Source organism: Cyclobacterium sp. 1_MG-2023 (assembly GCF_030546805.1).
Lineage (GTDB): Bacteria > Bacteroidota > Bacteroidia > Cytophagales > Cyclobacteriaceae > Cyclobacterium.
Genome location: NZ_JAUOPC010000003.1, coordinates 442,571 through 468,229 on the forward strand (window position 1 = coordinate 442,571; position 25,659 = coordinate 468,229).

A 25,659-nucleotide genomic window follows, 5' to 3' on the forward strand; every position below is an offset into this window, starting at 1 on the left:
GTAGTTTTTTTTATTACTATTGATTTTAGCCCTTAAATATCGGAATAAATTAAATGTTTCCCTTATAAATGGCCTCGTTATTTGCTCGATCTCTTACTTTTAGCAAAACCTCTCCTTTTAAAGTAGTGCCAGGCAACGGGTCAGACCATATTATGGCTTGCTTGTGTTCGTACCTCATCTGTGTCCATTTTCCATCTACCCAAGCATTAAAATCCTTTATTCCAGACAAATTGTCCTTGATTACAAACCTAATTTCTCGACTATTGACACGTACTGCCCGGATTGAGGGTGGAATGCTGTCGGTGGCCAATACGAAATCTCCAAAAACCCTGGTTTTGAAATTTATAAATGGACCCTGCCAGTTGCCACCTACAAAATTTTTATGCCCGTTTCTGTACAATTGATACATATGGGTTTTGGAAGTGTCTCCCTGGAAATTATCGACTTTCATTCTCACTGAAACTTGTTGCCAAAGGTAATCAAATTGGTCATTGATGGTCAATCCTTTCAAACCCTTCTCTTCAAAATGTTCAATTCTTAAATAAAGGTCATCCAGCAAGCTTTCTTTTTCAAAGTTTATTCTTACTTCTCCATTGTCGAACAGCAGTTCTTCTCCCGCGGGGATTCTGGCTTCAACTTCTGGCAGAATGGTTTCGGAACAAAGGTCAATCGAATCGGGAACGCCCAGACGCATGTCCCACAGGTAGGTCCGTTTATTTCTTCCCGCATAGGCGTAAGGCAGCTCCATAGACAAGCCATTTACATGAACAATGGCCAGATCCCCTTCTTCAGCGGCTGTACTGTTTAAGATCAACACATTCTCTTGGTAATCTATTTGACTATTGCCAGAGGTATAGTTTATGCCTTCTAAGTCAGTTGGAGCAAGCTCACCACTGAATATGATCCTCAAGTCTGATTCATTGGCATAGGCATCCAATAATTTTACAGTTATGGATTTTTCCTCACCAGGCATGGCTGATATGGCCCCACTTAATACTGTATCGGGTTCGTAAAATGAAAACTTGTTGTTTGGTTTTTTGTAAAGCCGAGTATACCGGTTCCGATAGGTGTGTAGGAGAATATGGCGGCCAATGTTGAAATCTATTTCATTGACCTCAGCTCTAAATATTTTTTTGTCGGCCTCATAAATTTCAAAAATAGGAAACCCATTTCTATTGTACATTTCATCCAACTGATCGTAGGCCAGTACTTCAATGCCCACCTTTCCTGAAATTTTGATCGTAGGCTGTACCTGAAATGCGCCAGAACTATAGATAAGGGAGAATTCTTGTCGGCGATACATTCCATTGACCCGGCTATCAGGTGTTAGCGGACTTATGGCGACCCTTCGAACGATGGGGGAGGTGGTGTCCACTATTTCTTTGAAGCCAGCATGTAGGGGATCGATGGCCCTGTTGAGGGAATCCCTGATTTCAAAATGCAGGTGGGGACCACCCGAACTACCAGTGTTGCCGGAATAAGCAATGGTGTCTCCCTGAGAAATGGGCAATTCTCCAGGTTTTAATGTGTATTCCAATTCATTTTCACGGGCTTCATATATTTTATGCTGCATGAACTCCGCTATCGGCGATTCAAAGCTCCTGAGATGGGCATACACCGTGCTTGTGCCATTGGTGTGTTTGAGGTAAAGCACATTGCCATAGCCGAAAGAAGAAACTTTGATTTTGGAAACGTAACCATCCGCAGAAGCGAGTACGGCCAAACCTTGTCTTCCTTCCGTTTTGATGTCAAGTCCGGTATGAAAATGATTGCTCCTTATTTCGCTCATATTGCCAGCCAGGAAATTTTGCTGGCCGGGTTTGATGGGAAATAGGTAATAGCCTTTCTGAGTTTGAGAGAGAAAGACAAGGACAATGCATACGAATAGTAGAGTGTATAGGCCTTTATTTAATTTCAAAATCCAGCAATTTTTCATCTTCCACATAAGCCTCCAACCTGTCACCAATATTAACTTTGCCCACACCTGCAGGTGTGCCGGTATAGATCAGGTCACCTGTTTTAAGGGTGAAAAATTGAGAAACATAGGCGATAATCACATCAAATGGAAAGAGGAGTAGAGAAGTGTTGCCTGTTTGGCGCCTCTCACCGTTGATGTCAAGGTGAAAATTAATATTGGCCAGGTCAGGAAAAAGGGTAACTGGTTTAAACTTACCCAATGGGGCAGAGCCATTAAAAGCTTTGGCAATTTCCCATGGAAGGCCTTTTTCTTTGCACTTTTGCTGCAGGTCCCTTGCTGTAAAATCAATACCTATACCAATTTCATTGTAATACTTGTGGGCAAACTTGCGCTGTATGTATTTGCCTTCCTTGTTTATTTTGAGGACCAATTCCACTTCATGGTGAATATTGTCAGAATATTCAGGATGGTAAAAAGGGGCATTGTCTTTTAGCAAAGCCGTGTCCGGTTTCATAAAAACAACAGGCGCATCCGGCTTTTCATTGTTTAGTTCTTCTATATGTGCCGCATAATTTCGGCCTATGGCAATAATTTTCATCTCTCAAGAAATATAGTATGGGCTGCAAAGAAAGGAATTCTAGGGCGATTTTAAAAGAAGGATTATTTAATTGGAAAGAAGTTTAAAAAATGTTGGTATTTTTATTTAGTTGACTTAAAATCGATTAGCTTCTTTTTCAGGGTAAAGGCGTAAAAAAGTACTCTTTTTTCCTCTTTTGGTTTTGTTAAATTGCAGAATATTGGTTTATATTTGCATCACTGATCGGGAAGCGGTCGGAATTGATATTAAGATAGGATTTAAAAAAGCATTTTTCGTTGTTTGATCCAAACAGTGAGCAAGCTTATTTAAATCAAGAATAATTTGTTTAAATGCTTCACCAGTACTTAGAGAGTTGGGTGAGTGGCTTAAACCAGCAGTTTGCTAAACTGTCGTACGCCTAATAGCGTACCGGGGGTTCGAATCCCCCACTCTCTACTGAACAAAACCCTAGCTTATTGATACTCAATAGGTTAGGGTTTTTTCTTTTTAATCAGGGGCGAATTCAGGGGCGAATTATCCTGATTTTCACTCTAACCGCTTAATTCAAATTAAGTATTCCTGTTTTGTCATTTTCTAGAATTTGCCGAATTTTTTTAATGAGACCTAATAGTTTCCAACATCAAATATTTTTTCATTACAACAATTGGGTGGAGTGACCTGGAAATTGAAATGGACGTAATTTTTAAATTTACCATTTACTTTTTGCCTGATGAAAATGCAATAAAGAAGTCACCGATTAAAGGAAATGTTGGACCGGTTATTTTTTCTCTTTTGCAAAGCTCAAATTGGGTACAGTTTCCTCCATGTCCTCCAACGGCCAGTTTCAAACTTACAATTTCCAAATTTTTGATATGGTTCTGTGCAAGAATGAAGTCATCTCTTTCAATGGCTTGAAGGATCATTCTTATCAGTTCAATAAGCATCTTGCCTTCATGCAATTTTTTTTCCTTCAAAACCCTCCATTCAAACCAACCATGAGGCTTTCCTTAAACTTGGGGTACTACCCCAGCTAACTACCCCTGCCAACTTGTGACCATATTCGGCCAACAAACCAAACGAAAACTGAATATGAATGACATGATCTTTTCACCAATTGACAAAAGACAACTTATCCAGGAGATTGCTGAAGAAGTAGCTTCCAGGATAATTCCTGAGCTGCAGCCAGCCACTCCCGACGATGAATTGATACAGATCCCCGAAGCCATGAAACTGCTAGGGCGCTCCCGCACAACGATCAACAATTGGCGCAGGGAAGGTTTCCTGAAGGAACAGGTAATCAACACCAGGGTATATTTCAAAAAGTCGGATATACTCAATGCCGGTCACCAGAAAAACGGCCGGAAAAAATAAAAGCGGATCATGCCCGATCCGCCTTAATTAATTTCATTAGGAAATGGTATTCCGTTTTTAGTGAGATAAATATACCATTTCTGTATGGAAAAATCAACCCAAATCTACAGAAATATGGACGATAAAACCCCTATCAAAAAGATTGATGAAAAATCTTCGAGTGCGACAATTCGGATGATCAGATTCCTTATGACAAAATATGAGTTTAAAAATAACATGGTTCTTAATGAGGTCTTTGCAAAAGAAAAAGAAGGAAAGAAGTACCATCCAGTCAATCCCCATACGCTTTACATAGAATGCCGACAGGAGGGATACCGTACCTCGGTGGCAGAGATCAATACCTTTCTGTCCTCAGATTTTATTCCAAAAACCAACCCTTTCGTGAATTACTTCAAATATGTTCGGGAGACCTGGAGTGAAACCAGCCATGGGGACTATATCCGGAAATTCACTCACTATATCCAGGTACATGGGCAAGAACGTTTCGAGACCCAGTTCAAAAAATGGCTGGTGCGTTGTGTGGCCTGTTGTCTACGGGATGACTTTTTCAATAAGCAAGCTTTGATCTTTGTACAGGAACAACAGAATAGTGGTAAGACCACACTTACCCGTTTCCTGATTCCAGATCAGCTGAAGACTTACCAGGCTGAAAATATTTCTGTGGACAAGGACAGTCTGATCGCCTTGAGCCAAAATTTTGGAATCATTCAGGATGAACTTTCCACACTTTCCAAAACCGAGATCAATGCGCAGAAAACACTGATGAGTAAATCACAAGTCAAAGTAAGACATCCTTATGACAAGAAGCCTAAAATGGAACCGAGAAGGGCTTCCATTTGGGGATCTACCAATAAGGCCGAGTTTCTCACGGATGTGACAGGTAGCGTGCGTTGGCTCTGCTTTACGGTAAGGGAAATTAATTGGAGTTACATAAAAGAAATTGAAATCGATAGGGTTTGGGCACAGGCTTATCAGCTATACCTGACGAATTTTCATTATGAAATGACAGCGAAGGAAATCCGGGAAAATGAAATCATGAACAACCAGTACAAAACCATTTCTCCAGAGGTTGAGCTGGTGCAAAAGTTCTTTACTCCAGGTACCAAAGAGGACCATGACAAATTCATGACTGCAACGGATATCTGCCATCAGCTGGCTTTAAATATCTCCGGAAATCTCAGAATTAGCCCGGTGGAAATAGGGAAGGCTTTGAAGCTCCTTGGCCATGTTCAGTCTCAGGTGCGGAGAAACGAAGGTCAAAACTTCCCTGAAAAAGGATATTACATAAAACAAAACAAAGCTACTACTTACTACAAATAGGGGGTAATTATTTGAATTACAGTTAATTAAACTGTAGTAAGATGAGATAATTATAGTTACTACATCCTACTACAAACCGTGCTTTTGTAGTAAGATGGGTTTTGATGCATAAGAGATATAAACAACTGAATATCAATAATTAAACGGAAGTTTGTAGTAAGGTAGTAGTTGTAGTAAGTGGTTTTTCTAAAAAATTAAACTTAAGAACAATGAATGCAAAAGAGGCAAATAAAATATCCATAATAACCTATCTAGACCAGATAGGAATCAGACCAAGTAAAGTAAAAGCGGGCTATTGCTTTTATTATTCTCCCTACCGGGAGGAATCAACCCCTTCTTTTAAGGTAAGCCCGAGCAAAAATCTATGGGTAGATTTCGGAGATGGAAATGCTGGGGGTACGCTGATTGATCTGGTTCTTAAAATGAATCCTGCTTATACTGTTCCTGATGCTATTAGGGAAATCGAAACAGTAAGTGGATCTTCTTTTTTTCTTCACCAGCCTGCTATTCCCCGACCCAAATCATCGGAAGAGACAGCTGAAGGAATCAAGATTGTAAAAACCAAACCACTAGGAAACAATAGCGCCATAACGGATTACCTTCAATCCAGGCGAATCCTTATGGATACAGCTAAAGAGTTTTGCCGTGAAGTCTATTACCGCATTGGAGACAACAGGTATTTTGGGTTAGGAAATCCTCATGAAAACGGCTGGGCAATACGTAACAAATATTGGAAAGGCTGCACTGCCCAGGGGGTATCTACCTACTGTAACAATTCAGCTGATCTTTGCCTTTTTGAAGGAATATTTGACCTGCTGAGTTATAGGGAGATGAGAAAAGGGGGCCATTACCGAGAGGACTTTATGGTGCTCAATTCTTTGGCCAATTTACAGGGATATTATTCGAAAATTAATAAATATAGACGTGTAAACTTATTTCTGGATAGGGATAAGGCTGGAAAAGAGGCGGCCAGAAAACTAATGGATAGCATACCCCATTGCCGAGACAAGTCAGAATTATTTCATCCCCATAAAGATTTAAACGAGTATTGGATGAGTAGAGAAAATTTAAGCGTAAAAAGATGATTGAACAATTCTGGATTTTAGGAATCCTACAGAAAAATAATGAAAGTAACATTGTTGGTTGGGGAAGATTCAAGGCCTTGCCTTTAAAAGCGTTGAATATACGGATATGCCGATATACCCATGCCTGTATACATTCCTATTCAAATAATGCTATACATATATATATTCCAAAAAGGAGGAGGGTAATGGCAAATATGGAATTGCAAGTTCCAATAATAAATGCATATACAGGTATCCAAATACACATATGACCATATATTTGAAGGTCTATATATCTGAAAAAATAATAATATTTATTTGTATATTTTTAGATAAAAATATATGTTAAGCAATATTATTAGTAATATTTAGTTATTAATTTACATTAAAACAGTTCTTTACTTAACCAACTAGAGGCTAACTAACACTCTGGTTCCAATAGAATTCCGCTGTGCGCGGTCCTTGCAAGTTGTGTCTTTGTCCGACAAAAAACCGCTGGTTTTTTTTCTACCAAAAACGAACTTGCCCCTCCCATTTCCCTTCCTGTTTGACAGTTGTGTAATTTGGAGTGGAGAAGAAAAATCCTCGCAACTCGGATTTTAACAAAGAAAATCAAATGAGAAAAGCAACCCAAAATGACAGGGAAAAGGTCGTAACCATCCTGTTGAAAGCATTCAAAAAAAACAAAAGTGTCAACTACATTGCTGGTAAAGAAGAAGAGAAAATTCGCTATTTGATGGAGTATTCTTTTGAAAACTGCATTGATATGGGTGAAGTTTTTATTTCGGAGGATGGCAACGCTTGTGCTATGATACAGTTTCAGGATAAGAAAAAGTTCTCCTGGAAAAGTACATATCTGGATATACAGTTAATTCTAAAAACCATTGGGTTGGGAAATATTCCCAAAGCACTGGCTAGGGAATCCTTCATAAAAAAACATTATCCCAAAGAGCCTTTTACCTATTTATGGTTTGTTGGGGTAAGCCCGGAAAAGCAAAAAAATGGCTTTGGCACTAAGATCCTGGAGCATGTATTGGATTATTCCAAAACACTTGACCGTCCTGTTTACCTGGAAACATCTACAGAGAGCAATCTCCCCTGGTATCAGAAACACGGTTTGGAGATTTATACCGTCTCCGAAAAGTTTGGATTTCCATTTTACTTCCTGAAAACTGCCTAAAACATTATGACTGTTCTGAATACCGAAATCCACATTGTAACCTTAGTATTTGTTTTGTTGGAGGTGATGATGTTTTCCCATCAACTGGTTTTTTACCTCCAAAAGCCGAATGAGAAGAAGAGGAAATATTATCTAATTTTGCTTTTCCTCCTCATCCTTTACAATTTGGCCGGAGGACTTTTTCCAGATGAAGATTTACCTCTGTCAGTAACATTACAATACATTCTTGCCTATGGTGCTGGTTTCGGTATGGGAGCTTATTTTCCTTATTATTTTTACAGGGCTTTCAATATTACCCATTTAGAATTTCATGCCAAATACGGGGTGCTTATATTTTTGATCGTACCATTTGTGCTTTTCTTCTGTATATTATATCCCTTAGGAATAGACCTAAAGACGGTGATCTATGTGGGAATGATCATTCCGTTTTCCTATGCTTTTTACATGGTGTACAATATCCTTTGGGGCATTCGCCAACGCTACAAAACCCGAAAGGCCTCCTTTGATGCTATTCTATCTTACGTTGCTGTAGCTCCCTGGACATTGATGCCATTGTTGGCTTATTTGGAAGTAACACAGCTTACAGAAGTTTTATTAACAAATGGTGGCTTTCTGATAATCACAGTCCTGTATATCCGGAACATGGTCGAAGAAAATAAAAAAGACCTGGAAACGCTGAATCTTCTGCAAACCAAAAATGAAGATGAAATTTTCACCATTCGCTGTACCAAGCTTGGCTTGACAAAGCGTGAAATTGAAATCTGCGAATTGGTCCGGGAAGGTCATATATACAAGGATATAGCTGATACTTTGTTTATCTCAGAAAGAACCGTGAATAAGCATATGCAGAATATTTTCAAAAAAGCAGAGAGTAATAACAAGTTTGACCTATTGAATAAGATTACTAGAGGTGAAAGGACGGCTGAGGTGGGTTAATCAACTGGAAGTGTAAAAGTAATGGGGGTGACACAAATTGAATCATTTTATCCAACTTGGTTCACTATAATGAAAAAATAAGCCTAAGAAGTTTAAAACAAGTGTTTTATTGCCTGCTCCATCGTTTGATCAAGTGGAATCTGAACAAATACAAGAGCATTAAAGGAAGCAAGGTCAAGATCGTAAAATGGCTTAGACAAGTTACGAATTCATATCCAAGCATTTTCTATCATTGGAGACTGGGATACAAATTAGTCTAACTTAATGTATTATTAACCGACTGTATAATAAGAGCCGTATGAAATGCGGCAGCATTCGTGAATTCCGCTAAAGAAAATTAAATAAACAATTGAAAGATTCACGTATCCCCGTGGACCGGGATGAGCAGTTTAGGGGTAGGATTCCCCTTTACCTACTCGACTACCAACAGGCTTCTTATTACTTATTTACAAATTGTATTATTGAAAGGCTTAAAATTGCAAAACCGATTATTGCAATGACTATTTGGATGGATGTCCAATATTTAAATAGTCTAGATTTATGAACCCAACCAAACCTAAGTTTTAATTTTTCTCTTGCTGTTTTCCTATCTATAACTGTTTCTGGAAATTCTTTATGTATTTTCTCTCGGTATAAATTACTGCATGATAAATGCCATGAAAATCTTTCATAATGTTTCATGGAAAAAACATACCCGTAAATCCCGAGAATTGGAAGAATTGAAGAAAGTATTATTTTTTCAATTCCAACTTCCATTGAACCAATTACTGCAATTAAAATAGTGCAAATTGTCAATATTATATTGGTCATATTTGCTCTTTGTGATTCGTGATTAAGCATTGAGCTTTCATGACTTTTGTAAAACTCTAAGAGTATTTCATGTTTTGCCTCCATTAGTGATTTTTTATTTTTTTCTTATAAGTAACGTTAAGCATATGCAAAGCCCGTAGCGGAGCTAGGGTTTTGTATATACAGTGTGTGGGCCCAGCATGGGTATCTGGTATCGAAGATACCAAATTATTCCAGAGGGTGAAAACCTGTGCTAAAGCATTTACCGATTTCCATCGGTATCCCTTTTGTGCGAGAGTTCCTGGTAAAAACCGGGACGGGCTGTGTACCGAAGCATTAACATGGCGCTAAGCCTATACTATTTTTTCTTAGGAGAGGTTTGCCGTGAGGGGCGGTACATAGGGGAGGGGCACAGATTAGATATGTTAGAAAAAGTACTCAAACGTAAGAACCTCTACTAAATCTCCCGAATGGTGGGTGGATTCTGAATAAGTATAAAAGCTTCAAAGGAAGCAAGGTCAAAGCAGTAAAATGGCTTAGAAATGTTACTGTCTCTTATCCAAACCTTTTCTACCATTGGGGACTTGGATACAAATTAGTCTAACATAATGGACTATTAACCTACTGCATAATTAGAGCCTCATGAAATGCGCCAGCATTCGTGAATTCCGCTAAAGAAAATTAAATAAACAATTGGAGGGCCCCGTATTTCGTCTGATCATGATGAGTCGTTTAGGTGTGGGATTCCCCTTAACCTATTCTACTATGTATTTTTTATACATCTAGGTCTAGATTATGATTCAATTTGTGTTCAAAAATCTTTGTTGATGACTGATGATTTTTAGATGGGTCCCAAAGTATTTTTCCAGATGTAAAATCAAAATTTTTGCAGCTTCCTAAACCATCCGCCAGATATGATTTGTTTCCAAACGAAGGTTCAATTGTGATAATAGAATCTTTGACCTCTTCGATTACGTAATGTTGATCAAACACATCTGTTCTAATGGCGATGTTCTCCTGATTCAACTTAGACTGAACACTAGGGTAATAAATTGCCTCAACAGAGAATTGAGGATTGACGTGCATTAGTCTATTAGAGAAATATGAGCTAAACAGGTAATCTTGATGATTTTCACCAACATGTTTTGTGAATGAATCTGCAATGAATTGATTTAATTCCCTGACAATTTTTCGTGAAGGTTCAGAAAATATTTTGTTTACCTGTTCATCAAATTGCCGTATGATTTCAAATGTTCTTGGGTTAAACATCCCGTCTGTAGGCTGATTCATAAATATTGGAGCATAAGTCAGTTTATAATCATCCTTCAACTTCCATTTTGAGATTGTGATTAAATCACCAACTTTGGGAGCCATTTCCATCATCGCTGTTGGTTTCATGAATGTTCCATAAAGAACACTCGTTCCAGGGATGTTGCAGCGACCATACTTTTTAACCTTTTCAGGTGGAGGATATTTAAGAAAATTTAGATTATCAATCCTCTTATTCTTACCGATGACATTTTTGTTGATTGTTATTCGCTCAATAATTGGGAACCGACTTTTATTTTTGAGTGAAAAGAAAATTGGTAGAGTACTATCCAGAACCATTAAAAGCCATTTCTCGGTAACTCCGTTGATAACGCCCTCAGATAAATTCTTAAAATAGTCTAGTAAGCTGCTGAAGTTTTTAATTTGATCTTTAGGGAAGTTTATCATGTTGATGGGAAATTGAAAATAATGTCCTGCGAGTTTAGCGTTGTGGTGATATTCTCCCAGGTCTCAAGGTTAAAGTTTTGTCGGAATAATTATCTAACTAGTGTATCCAGTCTAGCCTTACAAAGAGATGCGCTATGACCCGCTGTATGTACTCAGCAAGGGCACCTGTGTCGAAGATACCAAATTATTCCAGAGGGTGAAAACCTGGACCGAAGCATTTATCGATTTCCATCGGTATTCCTTATGTGCGGGAGTTCCCAGTAAAAACCGGGATAGGCTGTATCCCGAAGAATTAGCAAGTAGCCCTGTTTTTCCACAGGTGTGGTTTGTCGGTATCCGTCCGATAAACTACATCTTTTAGTATTGAAGATCTGTTGCTAAACTTGTGTCATGAAAAGACAGACAGAAGGCAATATGCGTAAACTTTATCAGGAATGGTTATCCTCAGGGGTTAGTAAGTCAGAATTTGCCGACATGCATGGGATCGTTCGGACAACTTTTTATTATTGGACCAAAAAATTCAGCACACAGGAAGAAGAATCCACCGGAGGAAAAGGCTTTCAATTGCTAGATCCTGTTCCTTCTGTTGGTCGACATGGTCGCGTAATAGCCCATATTCATTACCCTTCAGGAGTCAGCCTGGAACTCTATGATGAGGTTTCACCTGAGTTTGTTAAAACCCTTCTTGGCTAACGAATGCTTGCCCTATCCTCTTCATGTCGTTGTTTTTTATTTGATAAACCCACCGATATGCGTTTTGGTATCAATGCCCTTTCTGGACTGGTACGTAACAAGCTGGGCTTTGATCCCATGAATGGAGATGTGTTCATTTTTATTGGCAAGCGAGGCAATCAAATCCGACTTTTACAATGGGACAAAGATAGTTTTGCCTTATTTATCAAAAAGCTGGAACGAGGTACTTTCGAACGTCCTATTCTCACCGGAACAGCCATTACGAGTACTCAACTCAGCTTCCTCTTACAGGGGGTAAGGCTAGAATCGGTGCGCTACAGAACCCGATACACACCCTTAAAAAGGGCATGAAAATAAACAGGTGAATTGAGTAAAAAAGTACCTTAAAACTACTTTAAACCTATTTTTTATGCTTATTTTTATGTCATGGAAAATGAGACAATCGACTACAAAAAGCTATATGAGCAAGAGCTCCAAGCCCATCAGGAGTCATTGTTGATCATCTCCGAAAAGGAAAGTGCAATAGCAGACCTACAGCATGAACTTGAAAAGTTTAGGGGGTATATTTTTGGCACCAAGAGTGAAAAGAGAACTTCTAATGTGGGACTAAATCAGATGGGGCTTTTCGAGCTAGGTACCACCCAAGCTGTACAAGAAGAGCTTTCTGAGTCTGTACCTACCACAGAGCAAAAAACCACTCCAAAGAAAAGAGCCAAGGGCACCTCTCGTATGAGCCTTCCCGAAGAGCTCAGAAGGGAAGAAGTGGTGATAGAGCCTTCAGAATCCACTGAAGGTTGTGTGCAGATAGGTCAGGAAGTAACCGAAGTATTGGAAGTAGTTCCCGCATCTTTTTATGTGAAACGTTATGTACGTCCAAAGTATGCAAAACCAAGCGGTGAGGGTATACTCATAGGCACCTTACCAGACAGAGTAATAGAAAAGGGAATACCTTCAGAATCAGTGATTTCCCAGCTTACCGTAGACAAATATGTCTACGGAATGCCATTACACAGGCAGCTGGATAAATACAGTAAGATGGGGGTAAGAATTCCTGCTTCAAGTGCCTCCGACTGGGTAATGAGAGGCTGGGAACAGCTCAAGCCACTCTGGGAATTGCTCAGTATGGTAGTCCTGAGCCAAAAATACCTACAGGTGGACGAAACGCCTATCAAGGTATTGGATAAAGATCACAAAAACGGTATTCATCAGGGATACATGTGGCTCTACCATGCACCGGTAGACCGCCTGGTACTCTTTGATTACAGAAGAGGCAGGGATCGATCGGGTCCCAAAGAAATGCTTTCTGACTTTAAAGGCATCATCCAAACGGATGGCTACAAAGTATATGATTCCCTTTATGGGAAACATGACACTATTCATTTAACATTTTGTATGGCACATGCCAGACGCAAGTTTGTTTAAGCAATCAAGGACAATGAAAAACATGCGAACCATGTTCTAAATGAGATGCAACTACTCTATAAGCTGGAAGCACAGATGAGAGAAAAGGGGCTTAACTACCTACAGAAAACGCAGGAGAGAAAAGAAAATGCCACTCCTGTACTTGAAAGATTAGGGCAATGGCTGGAAGAACACCAATACAGCCACAGACCAACAAGTCCAATGGGCAAGGCCATAGAATATACAAGGTCAAGATGGGCAGGACTGAGTGTTTATGCACTTCATGGGCAAATGGAAATAGACAATAACCTAGTAGAAAATGCCGTACGCCCACTGGCAATAGGTCGTAAAGCGTATCTATTTGCAGGATCGCACAAGGCTGCGGAGATGACAGCAGCAATGTATTCTTTCATGGCCAGCTGCAAAAAGAACAAAGTTAATGAGTTTGAATGGCTCAAGGACGTATTCGAAAGAATCCAGAGCCACAAGCAAAAAGATCTCTATCAACTACTACCCTCTAACTGGGAGAAATACAACGCTAAATAGTTCCTCAAAACATAAAAACCCACAACTCCAAATTAAACTATATGGGTTTGTCGGATGCTTACAATTATGCTTCTCCGAGAAATGCCAATTTTATTACAGATTTGGTATATGGTACGATTACACTAACAATGCATGAAGCAACTAGTGTTAAGGTTGGCCGATCCAACGGACTTTTGGACCGTTACGACTTTGATTTACAAGAAGGAAGGACTGGAAGAAATATTGCTACTTGGATCGGGTAAATAAAGTAGTAGGAAAAGGAACGGGATAGAGTATTTAATTATGGTACAGGTACATTAAAGAAAGACGTGTCTCGTATACTTGTCATAGCTAAGTTATTTGCCGTTTTATTTCTTTTTGAATATAATTTTGCTTTCATCGTTTTGGATGCCTCAATTCCGAAAATTGTCAAAACGGACAATGTCCAACTGATAAAAAAGGTTTGCACATTGCAAGCCATTTTTATCAGTTAATTGCGCTAAAAAGTCGAGGTGATTTTTAGAATTGAACAACTAAAATTTAAACGACAAATTTATTTAAGCTGGGCAACCCTCTCCAATGTAATGACACAGTCCGTTGTACTTTGAACCGTAAACCCATCTTCCACCTGTGCGCCAACAGCAAATTGGGAAGTATAATGTGATACTGTCTCCGGAAACCTTGTTGTTTAAACTTTTTGCGTCAAAACCTTCAGGAGTCTGTCCAGTTAGGTATAAGATTTTGATTGCAGTTTCGAGGTCTGAAACTCCTTTAATGGTTACTTCGATTTCGGAGAGTTTTTCAACTTCTCCTTCTTTGATTGATTTTTCCATAATTGATAATTTAATTAAACAATATTTATTTTAACAGGTTTATAAAGTTATTTGAATTATTTTCTATTCCATTTAATTATAGGTTAATGATTCAATTTTCTCGTTTGTAGAATGCGCTAAATTTTTGTTGTTTTTGTGTATGGTAGTTGCGTGTTTTAGCAACTAACTTAGTAAATAAAAACGTGCCAAAAAAAATTAGAAGGAATTATTAAAATAATACTTACCATAGTAATTTAATTATTTGTTGTGGTAAGGTTTTTGTATAAATGAGAATTTCACAAACGATAATAGTGGATAGGTAATGTAAATAATAATTAACCATTTGCGTTTAATATAATTATTTGTAAATTTATAAAAAAACATTTAATTATGGAAGAAATTAAACTTGATTTAGTTAGAGAACAAGATTTTATAATTGAAGAATCAGAATCTGAAATTTTTATAACTGGTACAGTGTTTACACTTCCATCATCGAAATCTGAAAGTTGGACTTCAAAGAGCTTGATAATTCAGGCATATGATCTTTCAATACTTGATAGTTTAATTCTTCCGTCCAAGAGTATATCAATTAACACTCGATTCTTAAGATGCCCAAATTCAATTGAAATTTCAGTAAAGGGAGATGATGCTAAAAATCACAAGGTAGCGGCTAATAACGGGAGGTCACCTGGAGCGCATGGATCACCTGGTTTAAAGGGAGGAAATGGTAATAACGGAGGGAACATTAATATTATATTAGAAAATTTTATTGGTGAAAAATTGACTTTGAATGCTTGTGGAGGAAATGGTTCTCATGGGCAAACTGGAGGAAATGGAGTAAAAGGTAAAAAAGGAAACAATGGTGCTGACGCTAGGAGAAGTACTGATGGAGAAAGTTCTGGATCGCAAGGAGGTAATGGTGGAAATGGTGGTAATGCAGGAATAGGAGGGGTAGGAGGACATGGGGGTAAATCTGGAGATATTTTTGTTTTTACAAATGAGAAAACTAAATCCGAAAAATTTGAAATAATTGTAAATGGTGGAAAGAAAGGGCTAGGTGGTAAACATGGAGATCCTGGAGAAAAAGGAGATCCAGGTGAAGGTGGCAGAGGAATGAAATGTACAGAATCGGCTGGCGAACGGGGTGCTAATCCAAATCAATAATTAAAAAAAAGAATTATGCAGTGTCACTTAACTAGTAGAGCAGCTAGCGGGAATTATGGGGAAAATGGTTTAGATAATTTTCCACCATCAATAAATGGGGAAATAGGAGCCAAAGGAGAATTTGATATTACGGAATTGAGTTATGATGATCAATTAAGTAAGTATTCTTATTCTTTTGTAAGGATGTTATTGCATGAGGCTGAAATTGATTATCTAAATGGAGAAATAAAAATAGCAGCTGAAAAATTATTATGGCTGAGTGATTTAGTTGAATCAGGTAAATCGCTTGCTAGGGAATCTGTGGATCTTGTCCAAAATTCAGAAGATCAATTTGATGAAAGTGAAGAAAGAGTCGCAGTACTTATGCGAAGAATCAATATTTTATTAATACAGTTGTCCCAGGGGGTAGATTATTATGGTCATTACCCGAATTTTGTACCTCTTACTTCTGTTTCTGTTTATGAAAACTCAATAGATGGGATGTTAGATTTGGCAACAGATATTGAAAAAGCATATAATGATTATGTCGATAAAGAACAAGATGATTTAACAAAGAAAGCTGCAATTAGAATTGCTATTGATAATCTAGAAAGCAAACAAGATATTATTTCATCTCAGTCAGTTCAATCAAAGGACGAGGTTTCAGAAACTAGAAAACAAGTTGTATTACTTCTTGAGGAAGAAATAATATTAGAAAGTAAAGTAAATGATGCAAAACGAGAGTTTCAGGATGCCGTGTCAAGAGAAGCTGCATGCGGATTTGAAGATGTGACTAAAGCCGCAATTGCAATTGCAGCGATTTACACTGGTGTAGGTGCAGTTGCTGGAGGAATGGCTGCGTTAGGAGAAATGCAAGGAATGATTGATAAAAAGGAAATAAAAGATACTTTTAAGGATCAGGCCAGTTATTTTGTAAAAGAATTTAAAGTCATTAATGGAGGGATTGATAAAATTAAAAATGGATATGCTTCAGTAAAAGAAACGCTAGAGAGAGAGAGAGATGGAGCAAAACTAATAATGGCTGAAGGGAATTTTGAAGAAGCTGTAAAAAAGTTTTACCACCTTAAGGAAGCTAAGGCATATTTAGCATTGATGCGACAATATTTGGGTGTAATTAAAACAAGAAATAATAAAATATTAGAAATAGACACTAAAATCACTAGGTTGTTAGAACTTGAATCTGAAAATGATCAGATTCAAACTGAAATTAGTGAAGTAGAAGGTAGGTTGGTTCAAGTTTTTAATCCCGTATTGGCAGAATATGTTGTGTTTTTTGAGAGAGCTGTCACAAGAATTAAATCAGATATATTAAAAGCTATTGTAATGGAGTTTAAGTCATTGCAATATTGGGGTTTAAAAAATAATTTGGTGCCAAAAAATTTAAAGGATAGATCTATCGGTCAACTTAAGGTGTTCCATATTTCATTTAAATCAAAGTTGCTAGATCTTATTGTTCAAAGAAACGGCGTGCCTCAGGATATTTCACCTGAACCACGAATTTTTCAGCGAAGTGAAATGAGACAAGAATTCGATGTTTTTGACAAAACGGGACGACTTACATTTACCATGTCTCCAGATGACCCAAAATTCAAGTACTACTCTAGAGTATTAATGAAAAATGTTAAGGTTAAATTTATATTTACTAGAAGATTATTGGATTCAACATTCGTGCTGTTAAGACACCATGGAAACCCAACATTTATTGATAAATCTGGTAATGAATTTAATTTTTCTCATCGAAGTAGAAACTCTTTTGATACTCTTAAAAAAGGCACTAATGAAGTTTCATTACATTTATTAGGAAATGGTGAGGATTACTATTTTTTGAGTCCATTTGCAACTTGGACATTTAGCATGGATTTTTCATTTGGTAGTGCTAGTGATTTAACGGAAGAAAAGAGTCTAAGAGAAAGAAAAAAGTTAAGTAAGATTTCAATGTATTTTGAGGGAGTTGCAGATTATAAATATAATATAGAATGATATATTTTATTAATCAATTTCATAATTAGAAGCTTTACGTCACTGATTGAAAACTATTATATAAAATTGTATTTGTAGTTGCAGTACAAAGAACCATTTAATTACAAAACTTTCCATATCCTAGTGGTGCTCCTGCATCTACTGCTTTTGAGTATCCTTTTTGTATGCCAGAGATACAACTTAGGAGTCCTGGGGGTAGGAATAAATGACTAAATAGTCATAACCTTTATCCAATTTAAAAGGTTCTCCAAATTCTTTTTTTTCCTTTTGATCCATAATATCTTTTTTTAAATTGCCATAACGTACGACTAAAGTGTACAGTGCACTTTAGTAGCCTTACAAAAATACCTTAATCTAACAGTTTTTTACGTTTTTGAAGGATTTTTTGGCAACATGCGTATAAATTTCCGTGGTTTTGCTGGAATTGTATCCCAACAATACTTATATATGGCGCAAATTTGTTCCCGCTTCAAGCAAATGCGTGGCAAAACTGTGGCGCAGTGTATGTGGCGTTATTTTTTTCTTTATCCCTACGAGTAAAGCTGCCTTATCCATTATTTTTTTCAGACTGGAAGATGAGTAGGGAACACCATTTAGGCCTTAAAGGAAAAATACTTTTAGCCTCCTCACCATATAATTTACGTAAATCCAATAGTACGAAGCGGTTTAATAAAGCATACCTATCCGTACCATTTTTTACATTTAACAACATATCCAAATACCTGTATAACCGTAAATTTCTATATACGCATACCTACGTATTCGCATAAAATAGCCCTTTTTACGTATTTCCTTCCTTATTTTTTTTCCTTCTCTTTGGGTCAGGCAATAATTAGCAAGAACCAGACAACCTAAAAAACATGAAGGATCCCCAGGAAAATAAAACACACAAAATCACCTTCAGGCTCAAAGAGCAAGAGGCAAAGTTCCTGGATGATTTTGCTGGAAGTGCAGGTATCTCCAGAAGTGATACACTCAGGAACCTGATCCGGAAAATCCAGGGAGATGCATCCATTATTAAGACAGACAAATTGCTTAATACCCTGTCTGACCTTGCAGCCGGGCAGGGCCGGGTCAACAACAATATCAACCAACTGGCCAAACATGCCAATCAATATCATAAGGTAAGTGACCTGGACCCCAAGGTATTTGTAAGGTTTAATACACTGCTATCCCGGTACCTTGACTTTCAGGAGGACATGAACAGTACTTTCCGAAAAATCTATAAATCCATCAGCTGATGACAGTCAAAATTCTATCATCCACCAGTACTTTCAAAGGGGTGTCCTACAACACCAACAAAATGCAGTCCGGTAAAGGTGAGCTGATGAAATTCAAAAATTTCGGTTACCTGCAATCGGCCCAAAAAGTAAGCCCTGCTGAAATGAAAACCTTTCTAAAAGCCCATTCTAATCGAAATACCAGGGTACAAAACAAACAATTTCATGCCATGATTTCTTGCAAGGAACGGGAATACAACAAGAAGGAACTTACCAAAATGGCAGAGAAGTGGCTGGAAAAAATGGGCTACGGCAATAATCCTTACTTGGTCGTATTTCATGGAGATACTAAAAACAACCATGTCCATATGGTCTCTTCCAGAATCGGCAAGGACGGCAAAAAGATTAACGACAGTATGGAAAGGATCAGGGCACAAAAATGCATGCTGGAGATCATGGAAAGGAATCCTGGGCTGGAATGCAGGAAGATTATTGATCAGTTAAAATCATTTTCATTTTCCACCCTCAATCAGGCCAAGTTATACCTGGAAACTCGGGGATACAACCTTCAGGAAAGAGAAGATAAATTGTTCCTGTATAAATTTGGACTGCTACAAGTCGAACTTTCCCTAAAGGAAATAAAGCAAAAGACCAATGCCTATACCATTGACAAGGCAAGAAAAAAGCAGCTCCATGCCTTGTTTGAAAAGTACAGGAAGGTTTACTGCAGCAAACCTGTTCCAATATTTGAACCGCTGAAAGGCAATCGCCTTGGTAAACCAAAGGGTTACAGGTCAGAAATGGCCGACTTTCTCAAGGAAAAATTTGGGATAGAAATGTTGTTTCATGGCAGGGATGGCAAGAATCCTTATGGCTATACGGTTATCGACCATAGCAGGAGAATCATCTTTAAGGGAGGTGAAATCTATCCGCTTAAAAACCTGAATCAGGAAGAAACCAGGGATAAGGTTAAAGTAATCAATTTCCTTTTTCCATCAGATATTCCTGCGTATAAAAGCATTATAGGAGCTTCAGATACCCTTTTCCGAATCAAACGTTTTCCGGAAAATACGGCTTACCGGTTGAAATTACTATCTGTTTTAGAAGATTACCCCAACCTCCAAACGGGCCTTGAGGAATTCAAATTACACCTACTGGTAAACGAAAAGCGCTTGTTTTTACTGGACCCTCAGGAGCGGTTTTTTATTCGGCTGGAAGCCATTCTGAAAAATATTGAATACAACAGATTTGCCAGACTTTGGGAAGTCCCTCTCCGAAATGGGACAGTACAAGCAGCTTATATCGAATCAGGTTCTGAATCAAGATTGCAATTACGAATACAAGCAGACAACAAAAAAACTTTACCCTTCACTTCGGATAATGAATATGCTGAACCAGACAGGGAAACAGTGGCCCCACTTTCCACTTTTAACCTGGACATCCATCAGGATGTGGACGATGAGGCAATGCATGGAAGGAGAAGGAACAAAGATAAAGACAACAAAAAGAGAAGCATCAGATAAAAACCAATGCATATGATAATTCTATTCGCAAACCAAAAAGGAGGAGTCGGTAAAAGTACCCTTTCGGTGCTATTTTCCAACTACCTAACCTTGGCCAAAAACAAAGCGGTTAAGGTCTATGACATGGACTTCCAACGGTCGCTTTACAACAAGGCCCAGGCTGCAGAAGTGATTGAAAACACGCCATTGTATCCCGTAGAGGCTGCCGAATTGTCTCAATTTAATGCCATACAAAAAAAGGACAACAAAAAAGAAAATCAGGTCAGCATCATTGACCTGGCGGGTAAAATGGATGATGACGAACTTGTTCCGGTATTCCAAAAATCGGACCTCATCCTATGCCCCTTCAGTTATGACGAATACTCCGTGTCCTCTACCATCGAGTTTTCCTTTGTAATCAAAAAAATTAACCCGAATGCTAAAATCATATTTATTCCCAATAGGGTGCGTAGCAGTGTGAAATACGAAACCATGAAATCGGTTCAGGACGCACTGAAAAATTTCGGGGCAGTCACCAGCAGCATTACTGAAAGGATAGATTTCCAGCGCATCACTACCTATGACATTCCTTCGAATATCATAGAGGTAATCGAACCTGTTTTTGAATCCATTTATAACGAATACATAGACCCGGCATGGCACAAGATGATTACATAAAAACACTGATGAGCAATTTCCGCCCCAATGGTCATACATCAGTGAAAAAGAACGGAAAGGAAAGAACCCTTCCTGCAAATAAACAGAATAAACCTGCTTCACTGGATAGGGATATAGACCTTTTGTTGGAGCAGGTCAGGGACCTGAAAATTGATGGTGACAAAAAGCGGCTGATCAAAATCGATGAGAAAAGTGAGGAAATTCTGAAAGTGATGTACCCGGTATTTTCCGTGGATGTAACACGATTTATCAATTTTCTTTTGACCCGCTTCTTTCAGGACCATCCGGAACTGATAGACGAGATCAGAAAATCATTTAAAAAACTCTAACATGAACTGGACTGAATTTATAAAATTTTTGGCATCTGGATACCTGCTTTATTATGGGGTACTGGTGGTGCTTGACCTACTAAAACCCCAAAAGGGAATCTTTCACAGGGGAAATGAAGACTTGCTGGAATTTCCAGAGGAAACCCAAACTACCATTATTGATGAAGAAGCATTTCAAAGTGAGGATTCCCTTAAAGCAACTGAAAGGTCAGAAGATCAGGAAAACCAGCAATGGAAACTCTATGGGGAAAATGTCAATGTATCCACAGGAGGAGTAAGCAGCATGACAGAACTGTTTAGGCTGGCACAGGATGAAATGATAGAGGTGAAGAAAAATCTTGTCTACTGAAATGAAAAGCTTGTCCCTCATACTGATGGTCACCTTAATTTTTTCTGTCGGCGGTTTGGAAGTGACAGCCCAAACACCCCCGGGCCTCTCCGAGATCAACGAAGGAAAAAACCTAATGGCCCAAAACTTTCGGGCACTCTCTCGTGCGGTGCTGATCCTGGGGGCCCTCTTTGGCCTCCTGGGCGGATTGAGGATATATAACAACTGGCAAATGGGCAGGCGAAACATCGATATCGAGGTAGCAGGATGGTTTGGGGCCTGTATATTTCTTTCGGTATTGGGAGTCTTCTTAAGTGCCCTTTACCAGGTACCCATTGCCTAAAAAAGATCAATCAATTTTAAATCATAAAAAACAATCCATTTAAATCAACTAATCATGAATAAAAACAACAAAAAAGCTATCGGAACCCTTGCATTGGTACTCATTGGCCTGGCCCAGTCAAAAGCCCAGGGAGTACAGGGGATTACAGCAGCAGAATCCTCCCTTATTGGTTATGTAGATCCTGTGGCTTCTCTTTGCCTGGTTATTGGCGCCGTAGTAGGAATCATCGGCGGCGTAAGGGTCTATATCAAATGGAATAGCGGAGATCAGGACATCAACAAAGAGCTGATGGGCTGGGGAGGATCCTGCTTGTTTATGGTATTGGTGAGCGTAGTCATTAAGGCCTTTTTCGGAGTTTGATGAGCAAGCGGTTTCCCATATACAAAGGACTCCAAAAACCCCTGATGTACAAAGGATTTCAGGGCAAATTCATCGGCTGGGGCATTTCATCCCTGGTGATGGGCCTGGTCCTGGGAGGGGTGATCGGAAGCTTTACCAATATGGTTTTCGGCGGATTGCTCACCATCAGTACCATTATAGGTGGCCTTTATTTTACCAGCCTAAAACAGAAAAAAGGCCTGCACAATAAAACACGAAATCAAGGAGTGTTTCTACACCCTACCGACCTTAAGTGAATTAATTATGCCAAAGCGCAAAAAGACAGCCTTTAAGTTACCCTATATCGGGATAGATCATAGCAATGGATACGATGTGCTATACAATGAAAAAGGTGAATTTGGGGTAGTTCTGGGAGTGAAAAACCCGGTCCTGCAGTATGCTGCTGATCCGGGAAACTATGACAACTTTCACCAACTTTACGTCAATGCGATCAAAATTCTTGGGGAAGGATACATCGTACAAAAACAGGACATTCTGAGCAGAAAAAAATTCAACCCTAATTCCACTGGAGAATACCTGCAAAGGAAATACGATGAGCATTTTAGAGGTCGGGTTTACACCTCCCATCAGACGCTTTTGGTGATTACAAGAAGAGCAAAAACCGGTTTTTACACTTACAGCCAGAAACAGATAAATGATTTCACACAATCCATAGACAAAGTAGCAGACCTCTTTGTTCGAAGCCAGTTACCTGTAAATGCGCTGAATCAAAATCAGATCAATCGGTACATCAGGCAGATTCTTTCAATGAATTTTTATGATAAAGAGCTTTGCCTGAACAATCTGCTTGCAGGAGATGAACAGCTTGAAATGGGGGATACAGCAGTCCGCTCTATCAGTTTGGTCAACACAGACACCATCGACCTGCCCCAAGTGGTGGATACCCATATGGAAAGGTCAGACAAGGAAAGTTTGAAAGGTTTTCCGATCGATAATATGGGGTTTTTGTTTTCTGTTCCGCATTTTAAAACCATTATTTACAATCAGGTGATTGAAATTGTACCTCAGACCAGCACCCAAAGGAAATTGGAACTGAAACGAAAAAGGCATTCAGGAATTCCTGATTCGGCCAACAATATGTGTGTGGAAGACATTGACCAATTATTGGAAGACATCGCAAGAAACAATCAGTTGCTGGTCAATTCTCATTTTAACATTCTGGTGTCCGGAGAAAAAGAGTTGATTCAGGGAACCTCTAATTTTATTGAGTCTTCCCTTTTACAACAGGGGATTATTCCGTCAAAAAATGCTTACAATCAACTGGAATTGTTCAGAACCGTTTTGCCCTGCAACACTACAGAACTGAAACCATACGATTTTTTCCTGACCACCTCAGATGCAGCCTTGTGCTTCTTCTTTAAGGAATCCATGAGTGAGGATGAGATCAGTAATTTTCAAATCAGGCTAACGGACCGACAGGGCATTCCGGTAAAGATTGATCCCGCAGACTTGCCCATGCAGACCAACCGGATCAATAACAGAAATAAATTTGTCTTGGGACCCTCTGGATCAGGGAAATCATTTTTTATGAATGCGCTGGTAGAACAGTACTGCATGTACAATAAAAGTGAAACACCAAGGTGGCTGATGGACGTGGTTATCGTGGATACTGGTCATTCCTATTCCGGTCTTTGTGCCTATTATGGGGGCAAATACATTACCTATTCAGAAAAGAATCCCATTACCACCAATCCATTTGCCATTACCAGGGAAGAATACAACATCGAAAAAAAGGATGCCCTGCTTACCTTGATTAGTGTACTGTGGAAGTCCGCGGAAGGTAAGATCTCCCAGGTAGAATCCGATGTAATCTCCAATACCATTTCAGCTTACTTTCAGGTGTATTTTGATGAGGTATCAAAAATTGACCGCCCTTGTTTTAATAGCTTTTATGAATTTGCACTGACATTCATTCCTGAATTGATTCAAAAGGAAAATATTCCTTTCAATATAGATGAGTTCAGGTTTGTGCTCAAGAAATTTTACAAAGGAGGGGAGTATGGTAGCCTATTGAATGAAGAGGTAGATCAGTCCTTGTTTAGAGAAGCATTTATCGTTTTTGAAATAGATTCCATCAAGGAGCACAAGGTGCTGTTCCCTATTGTCACCTTGATTATCATGGATGTATTCATTCAAAAAATGCGGTTTCGGAGCAAGCAGCGGAAAGCACTCATCATTGAAGAAGCCTGGAAAGCCATCGCCTCACCACTTATGGCCAACTATATTCTTTACCTGTACAAGACGGTCCGGAAATTCTGGGGAGAAGCCATTGTAGTGACCCAGGAGTTGGGCGACATCATAGGAAACACCGTGGTAAAAGACAGCATTGTAAACAATTCAGATACCATCATTTTGCTGGACCAGGCAAAATTCAAAGATCATTATGATGAAATAGCCTCCCTGCTTTCAATCAATGAGCATGAAAGGAAAAAGATTTTTACCATCAACCAGTTTGACAACACGGAAGGTCGGGGCAGATTCAAGGAGGTTTACATCCGAAGAGGGGCAAGCGGAGAGGTATATGGCGTAGAAGTATCCCTGCAACAGTATTTGACCTATACCACTGAAAAGCCGGAAAAGGCAGCTGTGGAAATCTATACAGATCGCTTTGGTAGCTATCAGGAGGGCTTGGATCACTTTGTAAGGGATTATGAAAATTCAAAAATGGAATTGAACCGTTTTTTCTCTCTGGTCAACCAATTGGGAATTCCTTATGCAGAAAAAAAAGAATTTACTGACTAAACAATTACAGCATGAAAACTTTGACATTTCTTTTGTTCATTTTCACCAGCGGATGGTTGGAGGCGCAAGTTTATGTTGATCCGGCTGTTTCGGGAGCGCAGGCTACCCATGCAGCCGTGATTAACAACCAACTCAACAAGACCAATGAAAGACTGACTTTAATAGAAAAAGGTCAACTGGCTGTCACTGGAAAACTTTCCGTGGTGAATACCCTACAGGAAAAGCTTTATGCGGGATTGACCGAAGTGAGTGCTATCCTTACCAACCTAGCCAATGTGAGGGAGATTGCACGAATTGCGAGTGGCATTTCCGGAGATGTCAGGGACATCATGGAGCTGGCCAAAGAAAATCCCGAATTTATTGTTTTCGCAGAGCAGAACGCCACAATGTTTCAGCAAAGAGCTACTGCATTGGCTTTGGAAGTACAGCAATTTGCACTCAAAGGAGGCAAGGAAAATCTAATGGATGCAGGGGAACGAGCAAAAATCCTCAATACTATTTTAAATGAACTACTGATCCTGAGGTCTTACTCTTATGGAATGTACCGTTCCATGCATTTTGCAAGCATGAGGGGGCTTTTCAATTCACTAAATCCTTTTCAGGGCTATATAGAAATGGACCTTGCCATAATGGATGATATCCTTAGAAAAAGAGAAACCCTTAACCGATAAG

General features: G+C 38.9%; 27 protein-coding genes, 1 tRNA gene and 2 pseudogenes. 23 read left to right on the forward strand and 7 right to left on the reverse strand.

The window, feature by feature from the left end:
• Nucleotides 1-49: 49 nt before the first annotated feature.
• Together Q4534_RS06305 and Q4534_RS06310 are read right to left on the reverse strand one after the other, a co-directional pair.
• The gene (locus tag Q4534_RS06305; protein ID WP_368509148.1) at nucleotides 50-1,789 is read right to left on the reverse strand and encodes a M23 family metallopeptidase; all 1,740 of its coding nucleotides are present in this window, start codon (nucleotides 1,787-1,789) and stop codon (nucleotides 50-52) included.
• Nucleotides 1,790-1,904: 115 nt separating this feature from the next.
• On the reverse strand, nucleotides 1,905-2,516 hold the full coding sequence (locus Q4534_RS06310) for a fumarylacetoacetate hydrolase family protein (protein ID WP_303612318.1): 612 nt from the start codon (nucleotides 2,514-2,516) through the stop codon (nucleotides 1,905-1,907).
• A gap of 346 nt (nucleotides 2,517-2,862) precedes the next feature.
• Here Q4534_RS06310 and Q4534_RS06315 point away from each other — a divergent pair.
• A tRNA-Ser gene (locus Q4534_RS06315) sits at nucleotides 2,863-2,951 on the forward strand.
• Nucleotides 2,952-3,211: 260 nt separating this feature from the next.
• On the opposite strand, the gene Q4534_RS06320 is transcribed toward Q4534_RS06315, so the two are convergent.
• Complete coding sequence (locus tag Q4534_RS06320; protein ID WP_303612319.1) at nucleotides 3,212-3,469, reverse strand: hypothetical protein; 258 nt, start codon at nucleotides 3,467-3,469, stop codon at nucleotides 3,212-3,214.
• A gap of 115 nt (nucleotides 3,470-3,584) precedes the next feature.
• Here Q4534_RS06320 and Q4534_RS06325 point away from each other — a divergent pair, with 115 nt between their 5' ends.
• The 5 genes from Q4534_RS06325 (at nucleotide 3,585) to Q4534_RS06345 (ending at nucleotide 8,366) form a co-directional block, all read left to right on the forward strand.
• Nucleotides 3,585-3,866, forward strand: coding sequence for a helix-turn-helix domain-containing protein (locus tag Q4534_RS06325; RefSeq protein ID WP_014022577.1), 282 nt, complete (start codon nucleotides 3,585-3,587; stop codon nucleotides 3,864-3,866).
• Between the two features lie 84 nt (nucleotides 3,867-3,950).
• A complete protein-coding gene (locus Q4534_RS06330) occupies nucleotides 3,951-5,186 on the forward strand; it encodes a VapE domain-containing protein (RefSeq protein WP_303612320.1) in 1,236 nt (411 codons plus the stop codon).
• Between the two features lie 209 nt (nucleotides 5,187-5,395).
• On the forward strand, nucleotides 5,396-6,271 hold the full coding sequence (locus Q4534_RS06335; RefSeq protein WP_303612321.1) for a toprim domain-containing protein: 876 nt from the start codon (nucleotides 5,396-5,398) through the stop codon (nucleotides 6,269-6,271).
• A 595-nt stretch (nucleotides 6,272-6,866) separates the two neighbouring features.
• Nucleotides 6,867-7,430 carry a GNAT family N-acetyltransferase gene (locus Q4534_RS06340; RefSeq protein ID WP_303612322.1) on the forward strand — a complete coding sequence of 188 codons (564 nt, stop codon included), beginning with the start codon at nucleotides 6,867-6,869 and terminating at the stop codon, nucleotides 7,428-7,430.
• Nucleotides 7,431-7,436: 6 nt separating this feature from the next.
• Entirely contained in the window at nucleotides 7,437-8,366 is a 930-nt protein-coding gene (locus tag Q4534_RS06345; protein WP_303612323.1) for a helix-turn-helix transcriptional regulator, read from the forward strand.
• A gap of 438 nt (nucleotides 8,367-8,804) precedes the next feature.
• Here Q4534_RS06345 and Q4534_RS06350 read toward each other — a convergent pair whose 3' ends face one another.
• A complete protein-coding gene (locus Q4534_RS06350) occupies nucleotides 8,805-9,260 on the reverse strand; it encodes a hypothetical protein (protein ID WP_303612324.1) in 456 nt (151 codons plus the stop codon).
• Between the two features lie 669 nt (nucleotides 9,261-9,929).
• The gene (locus tag Q4534_RS06355; protein WP_303612325.1) at nucleotides 9,930-10,871 is read right to left on the reverse strand and encodes an RES domain-containing protein; all 942 of its coding nucleotides are present in this window, start codon (nucleotides 10,869-10,871) and stop codon (nucleotides 9,930-9,932) included.
• A gap of 390 nt (nucleotides 10,872-11,261) precedes the next feature.
• On the opposite strand from Q4534_RS06355, the gene tnpA reads away from it, so the two are divergent.
• The 5 genes and pseudogenes from tnpA (at nucleotide 11,262) to Q4534_RS06380 (ending at nucleotide 13,753) form a co-directional block, all read left to right on the forward strand.
• Nucleotides 11,262-11,564 carry an IS66 family insertion sequence element accessory protein TnpA gene (gene tnpA, locus Q4534_RS06360; RefSeq protein ID WP_303612326.1) on the forward strand — a complete coding sequence of 101 codons (303 nt, stop codon included), beginning with the start codon at nucleotides 11,262-11,264 and terminating at the stop codon, nucleotides 11,562-11,564.
• Between the two features lie 3 nt (nucleotides 11,565-11,567).
• On the forward strand, nucleotides 11,568-11,915 hold the full coding sequence (gene tnpB, locus Q4534_RS06365) for an IS66 family insertion sequence element accessory protein TnpB (RefSeq protein ID WP_303612327.1): 348 nt from the start codon (nucleotides 11,568-11,570) through the stop codon (nucleotides 11,913-11,915).
• 75 nt (nucleotides 11,916-11,990) lie between these two features.
• Nucleotides 11,991-13,340 (forward strand): annotated as a pseudogene (gene tnpC, locus Q4534_RS06370) (IS66 family transposase); the annotation flags it as partial.
• Between the two features lie 36 nt (nucleotides 13,341-13,376).
• A complete protein-coding gene (locus tag Q4534_RS06375) occupies nucleotides 13,377-13,511 on the forward strand; it encodes a transposase domain-containing protein (RefSeq protein ID WP_303612403.1) in 135 nt (44 codons plus the stop codon).
• 41 nt (nucleotides 13,512-13,552) lie between these two features.
• Nucleotides 13,553-13,753 (forward strand): hypothetical protein, encoded by a 201-nt coding sequence (locus Q4534_RS06380; RefSeq protein WP_303612328.1) that lies wholly within the window; start codon nucleotides 13,553-13,555, stop codon nucleotides 13,751-13,753.
• 294 nt (nucleotides 13,754-14,047) lie between these two features.
• Here the strand turns inward: Q4534_RS06380 and Q4534_RS06385 are convergent, their stop codons facing one another.
• Complete coding sequence (locus Q4534_RS06385) at nucleotides 14,048-14,323, reverse strand: hypothetical protein (protein WP_303612329.1); 276 nt, start codon at nucleotides 14,321-14,323, stop codon at nucleotides 14,048-14,050.
• Between the two features lie 369 nt (nucleotides 14,324-14,692).
• On the opposite strand from Q4534_RS06385, the gene Q4534_RS06390 reads away from it, so the two are divergent.
• Both Q4534_RS06390 and Q4534_RS06395 read left to right on the forward strand, forming a co-directional pair.
• Nucleotides 14,693-15,466 (forward strand): hypothetical protein, encoded by a 774-nt coding sequence (locus Q4534_RS06390; RefSeq protein WP_303612330.1) that lies wholly within the window; start codon nucleotides 14,693-14,695, stop codon nucleotides 15,464-15,466.
• A 15-nt stretch (nucleotides 15,467-15,481) separates the two neighbouring features.
• Complete coding sequence (locus Q4534_RS06395) at nucleotides 15,482-17,446, forward strand: hypothetical protein (protein WP_303612331.1); 1,965 nt, start codon at nucleotides 15,482-15,484, stop codon at nucleotides 17,444-17,446.
• A gap of 441 nt (nucleotides 17,447-17,887) precedes the next feature.
• Here the strand turns inward: Q4534_RS06395 and Q4534_RS06400 are convergent.
• Nucleotides 17,888-18,025: pseudogene (locus Q4534_RS06400) on the reverse strand (tyrosine-type recombinase/integrase); the annotation flags it as partial.
• A gap of 281 nt (nucleotides 18,026-18,306) precedes the next feature.
• Here Q4534_RS06400 and Q4534_RS06405 point away from each other — a divergent pair.
• Genes Q4534_RS06405 through Q4534_RS06450 form a run of 10 tightly spaced genes read left to right on the forward strand, consistent with a single transcriptional unit; the run spans nucleotide 18,307 to nucleotide 25,658 of the window.
• The gene (locus Q4534_RS06405) at nucleotides 18,307-18,687 is read left to right on the forward strand and encodes a plasmid mobilization protein (RefSeq protein ID WP_303612333.1); all 381 of its coding nucleotides are present in this window, start codon (nucleotides 18,307-18,309) and stop codon (nucleotides 18,685-18,687) included.
• A complete protein-coding gene (locus Q4534_RS06410; RefSeq protein WP_303612334.1) occupies nucleotides 18,687-20,189 on the forward strand; it encodes a relaxase/mobilization nuclease domain-containing protein in 1,503 nt (500 codons plus the stop codon). Before Q4534_RS06405 ends, Q4534_RS06410 begins: the two co-directional genes overlap by 1 nt.
• A gap of 12 nt (nucleotides 20,190-20,201) precedes the next feature.
• Entirely contained in the window at nucleotides 20,202-20,846 is a 645-nt protein-coding gene (locus Q4534_RS06415) for a ParA family protein (protein WP_303612335.1), read from the forward strand.
• Nucleotides 20,847-20,854: 8 nt separating this feature from the next.
• Nucleotides 20,855-21,175 (forward strand): hypothetical protein, encoded by a 321-nt coding sequence (locus Q4534_RS06420; protein ID WP_303612336.1) that lies wholly within the window; start codon nucleotides 20,855-20,857, stop codon nucleotides 21,173-21,175.
• A 1-nt stretch (nucleotide 21,176) separates the two neighbouring features.
• Nucleotides 21,177-21,524 carry a hypothetical protein gene (locus Q4534_RS06425; protein ID WP_303612337.1) on the forward strand — a complete coding sequence of 116 codons (348 nt, stop codon included), beginning with the start codon at nucleotides 21,177-21,179 and terminating at the stop codon, nucleotides 21,522-21,524.
• A gap of 1 nt (nucleotide 21,525) precedes the next feature.
• Nucleotides 21,526-21,846 (forward strand): DUF4134 family protein, encoded by a 321-nt coding sequence (locus tag Q4534_RS06430; RefSeq protein ID WP_303612338.1) that lies wholly within the window; start codon nucleotides 21,526-21,528, stop codon nucleotides 21,844-21,846.
• 54 nt (nucleotides 21,847-21,900) lie between these two features.
• Complete coding sequence (locus Q4534_RS06435) at nucleotides 21,901-22,206, forward strand: DUF4134 domain-containing protein (protein WP_303612339.1); 306 nt, start codon at nucleotides 21,901-21,903, stop codon at nucleotides 22,204-22,206.
• 44 nt (nucleotides 22,207-22,250) lie between these two features.
• The gene (locus Q4534_RS06440; protein ID WP_303612340.1) at nucleotides 22,251-22,481 is read left to right on the forward strand and encodes a DUF4133 domain-containing protein; all 231 of its coding nucleotides are present in this window, start codon (nucleotides 22,251-22,253) and stop codon (nucleotides 22,479-22,481) included.
• 7 nt (nucleotides 22,482-22,488) lie between these two features.
• Nucleotides 22,489-24,987, forward strand: a complete 2,499-nt coding sequence (locus Q4534_RS06445; RefSeq protein WP_303612341.1) for a TraG family conjugative transposon ATPase — start codon at nucleotides 22,489-22,491, stop codon at nucleotides 24,985-24,987.
• A gap of 11 nt (nucleotides 24,988-24,998) precedes the next feature.
• Nucleotides 24,999-25,658: a hypothetical protein gene (locus tag Q4534_RS06450; RefSeq protein ID WP_303612342.1), complete on the forward strand. Its 660-nt coding sequence runs from the start codon at nucleotides 24,999-25,001 to the stop codon at nucleotides 25,656-25,658.
• The last annotated feature ends 1 nt before the right edge of the window (nucleotide 25,659 follow it).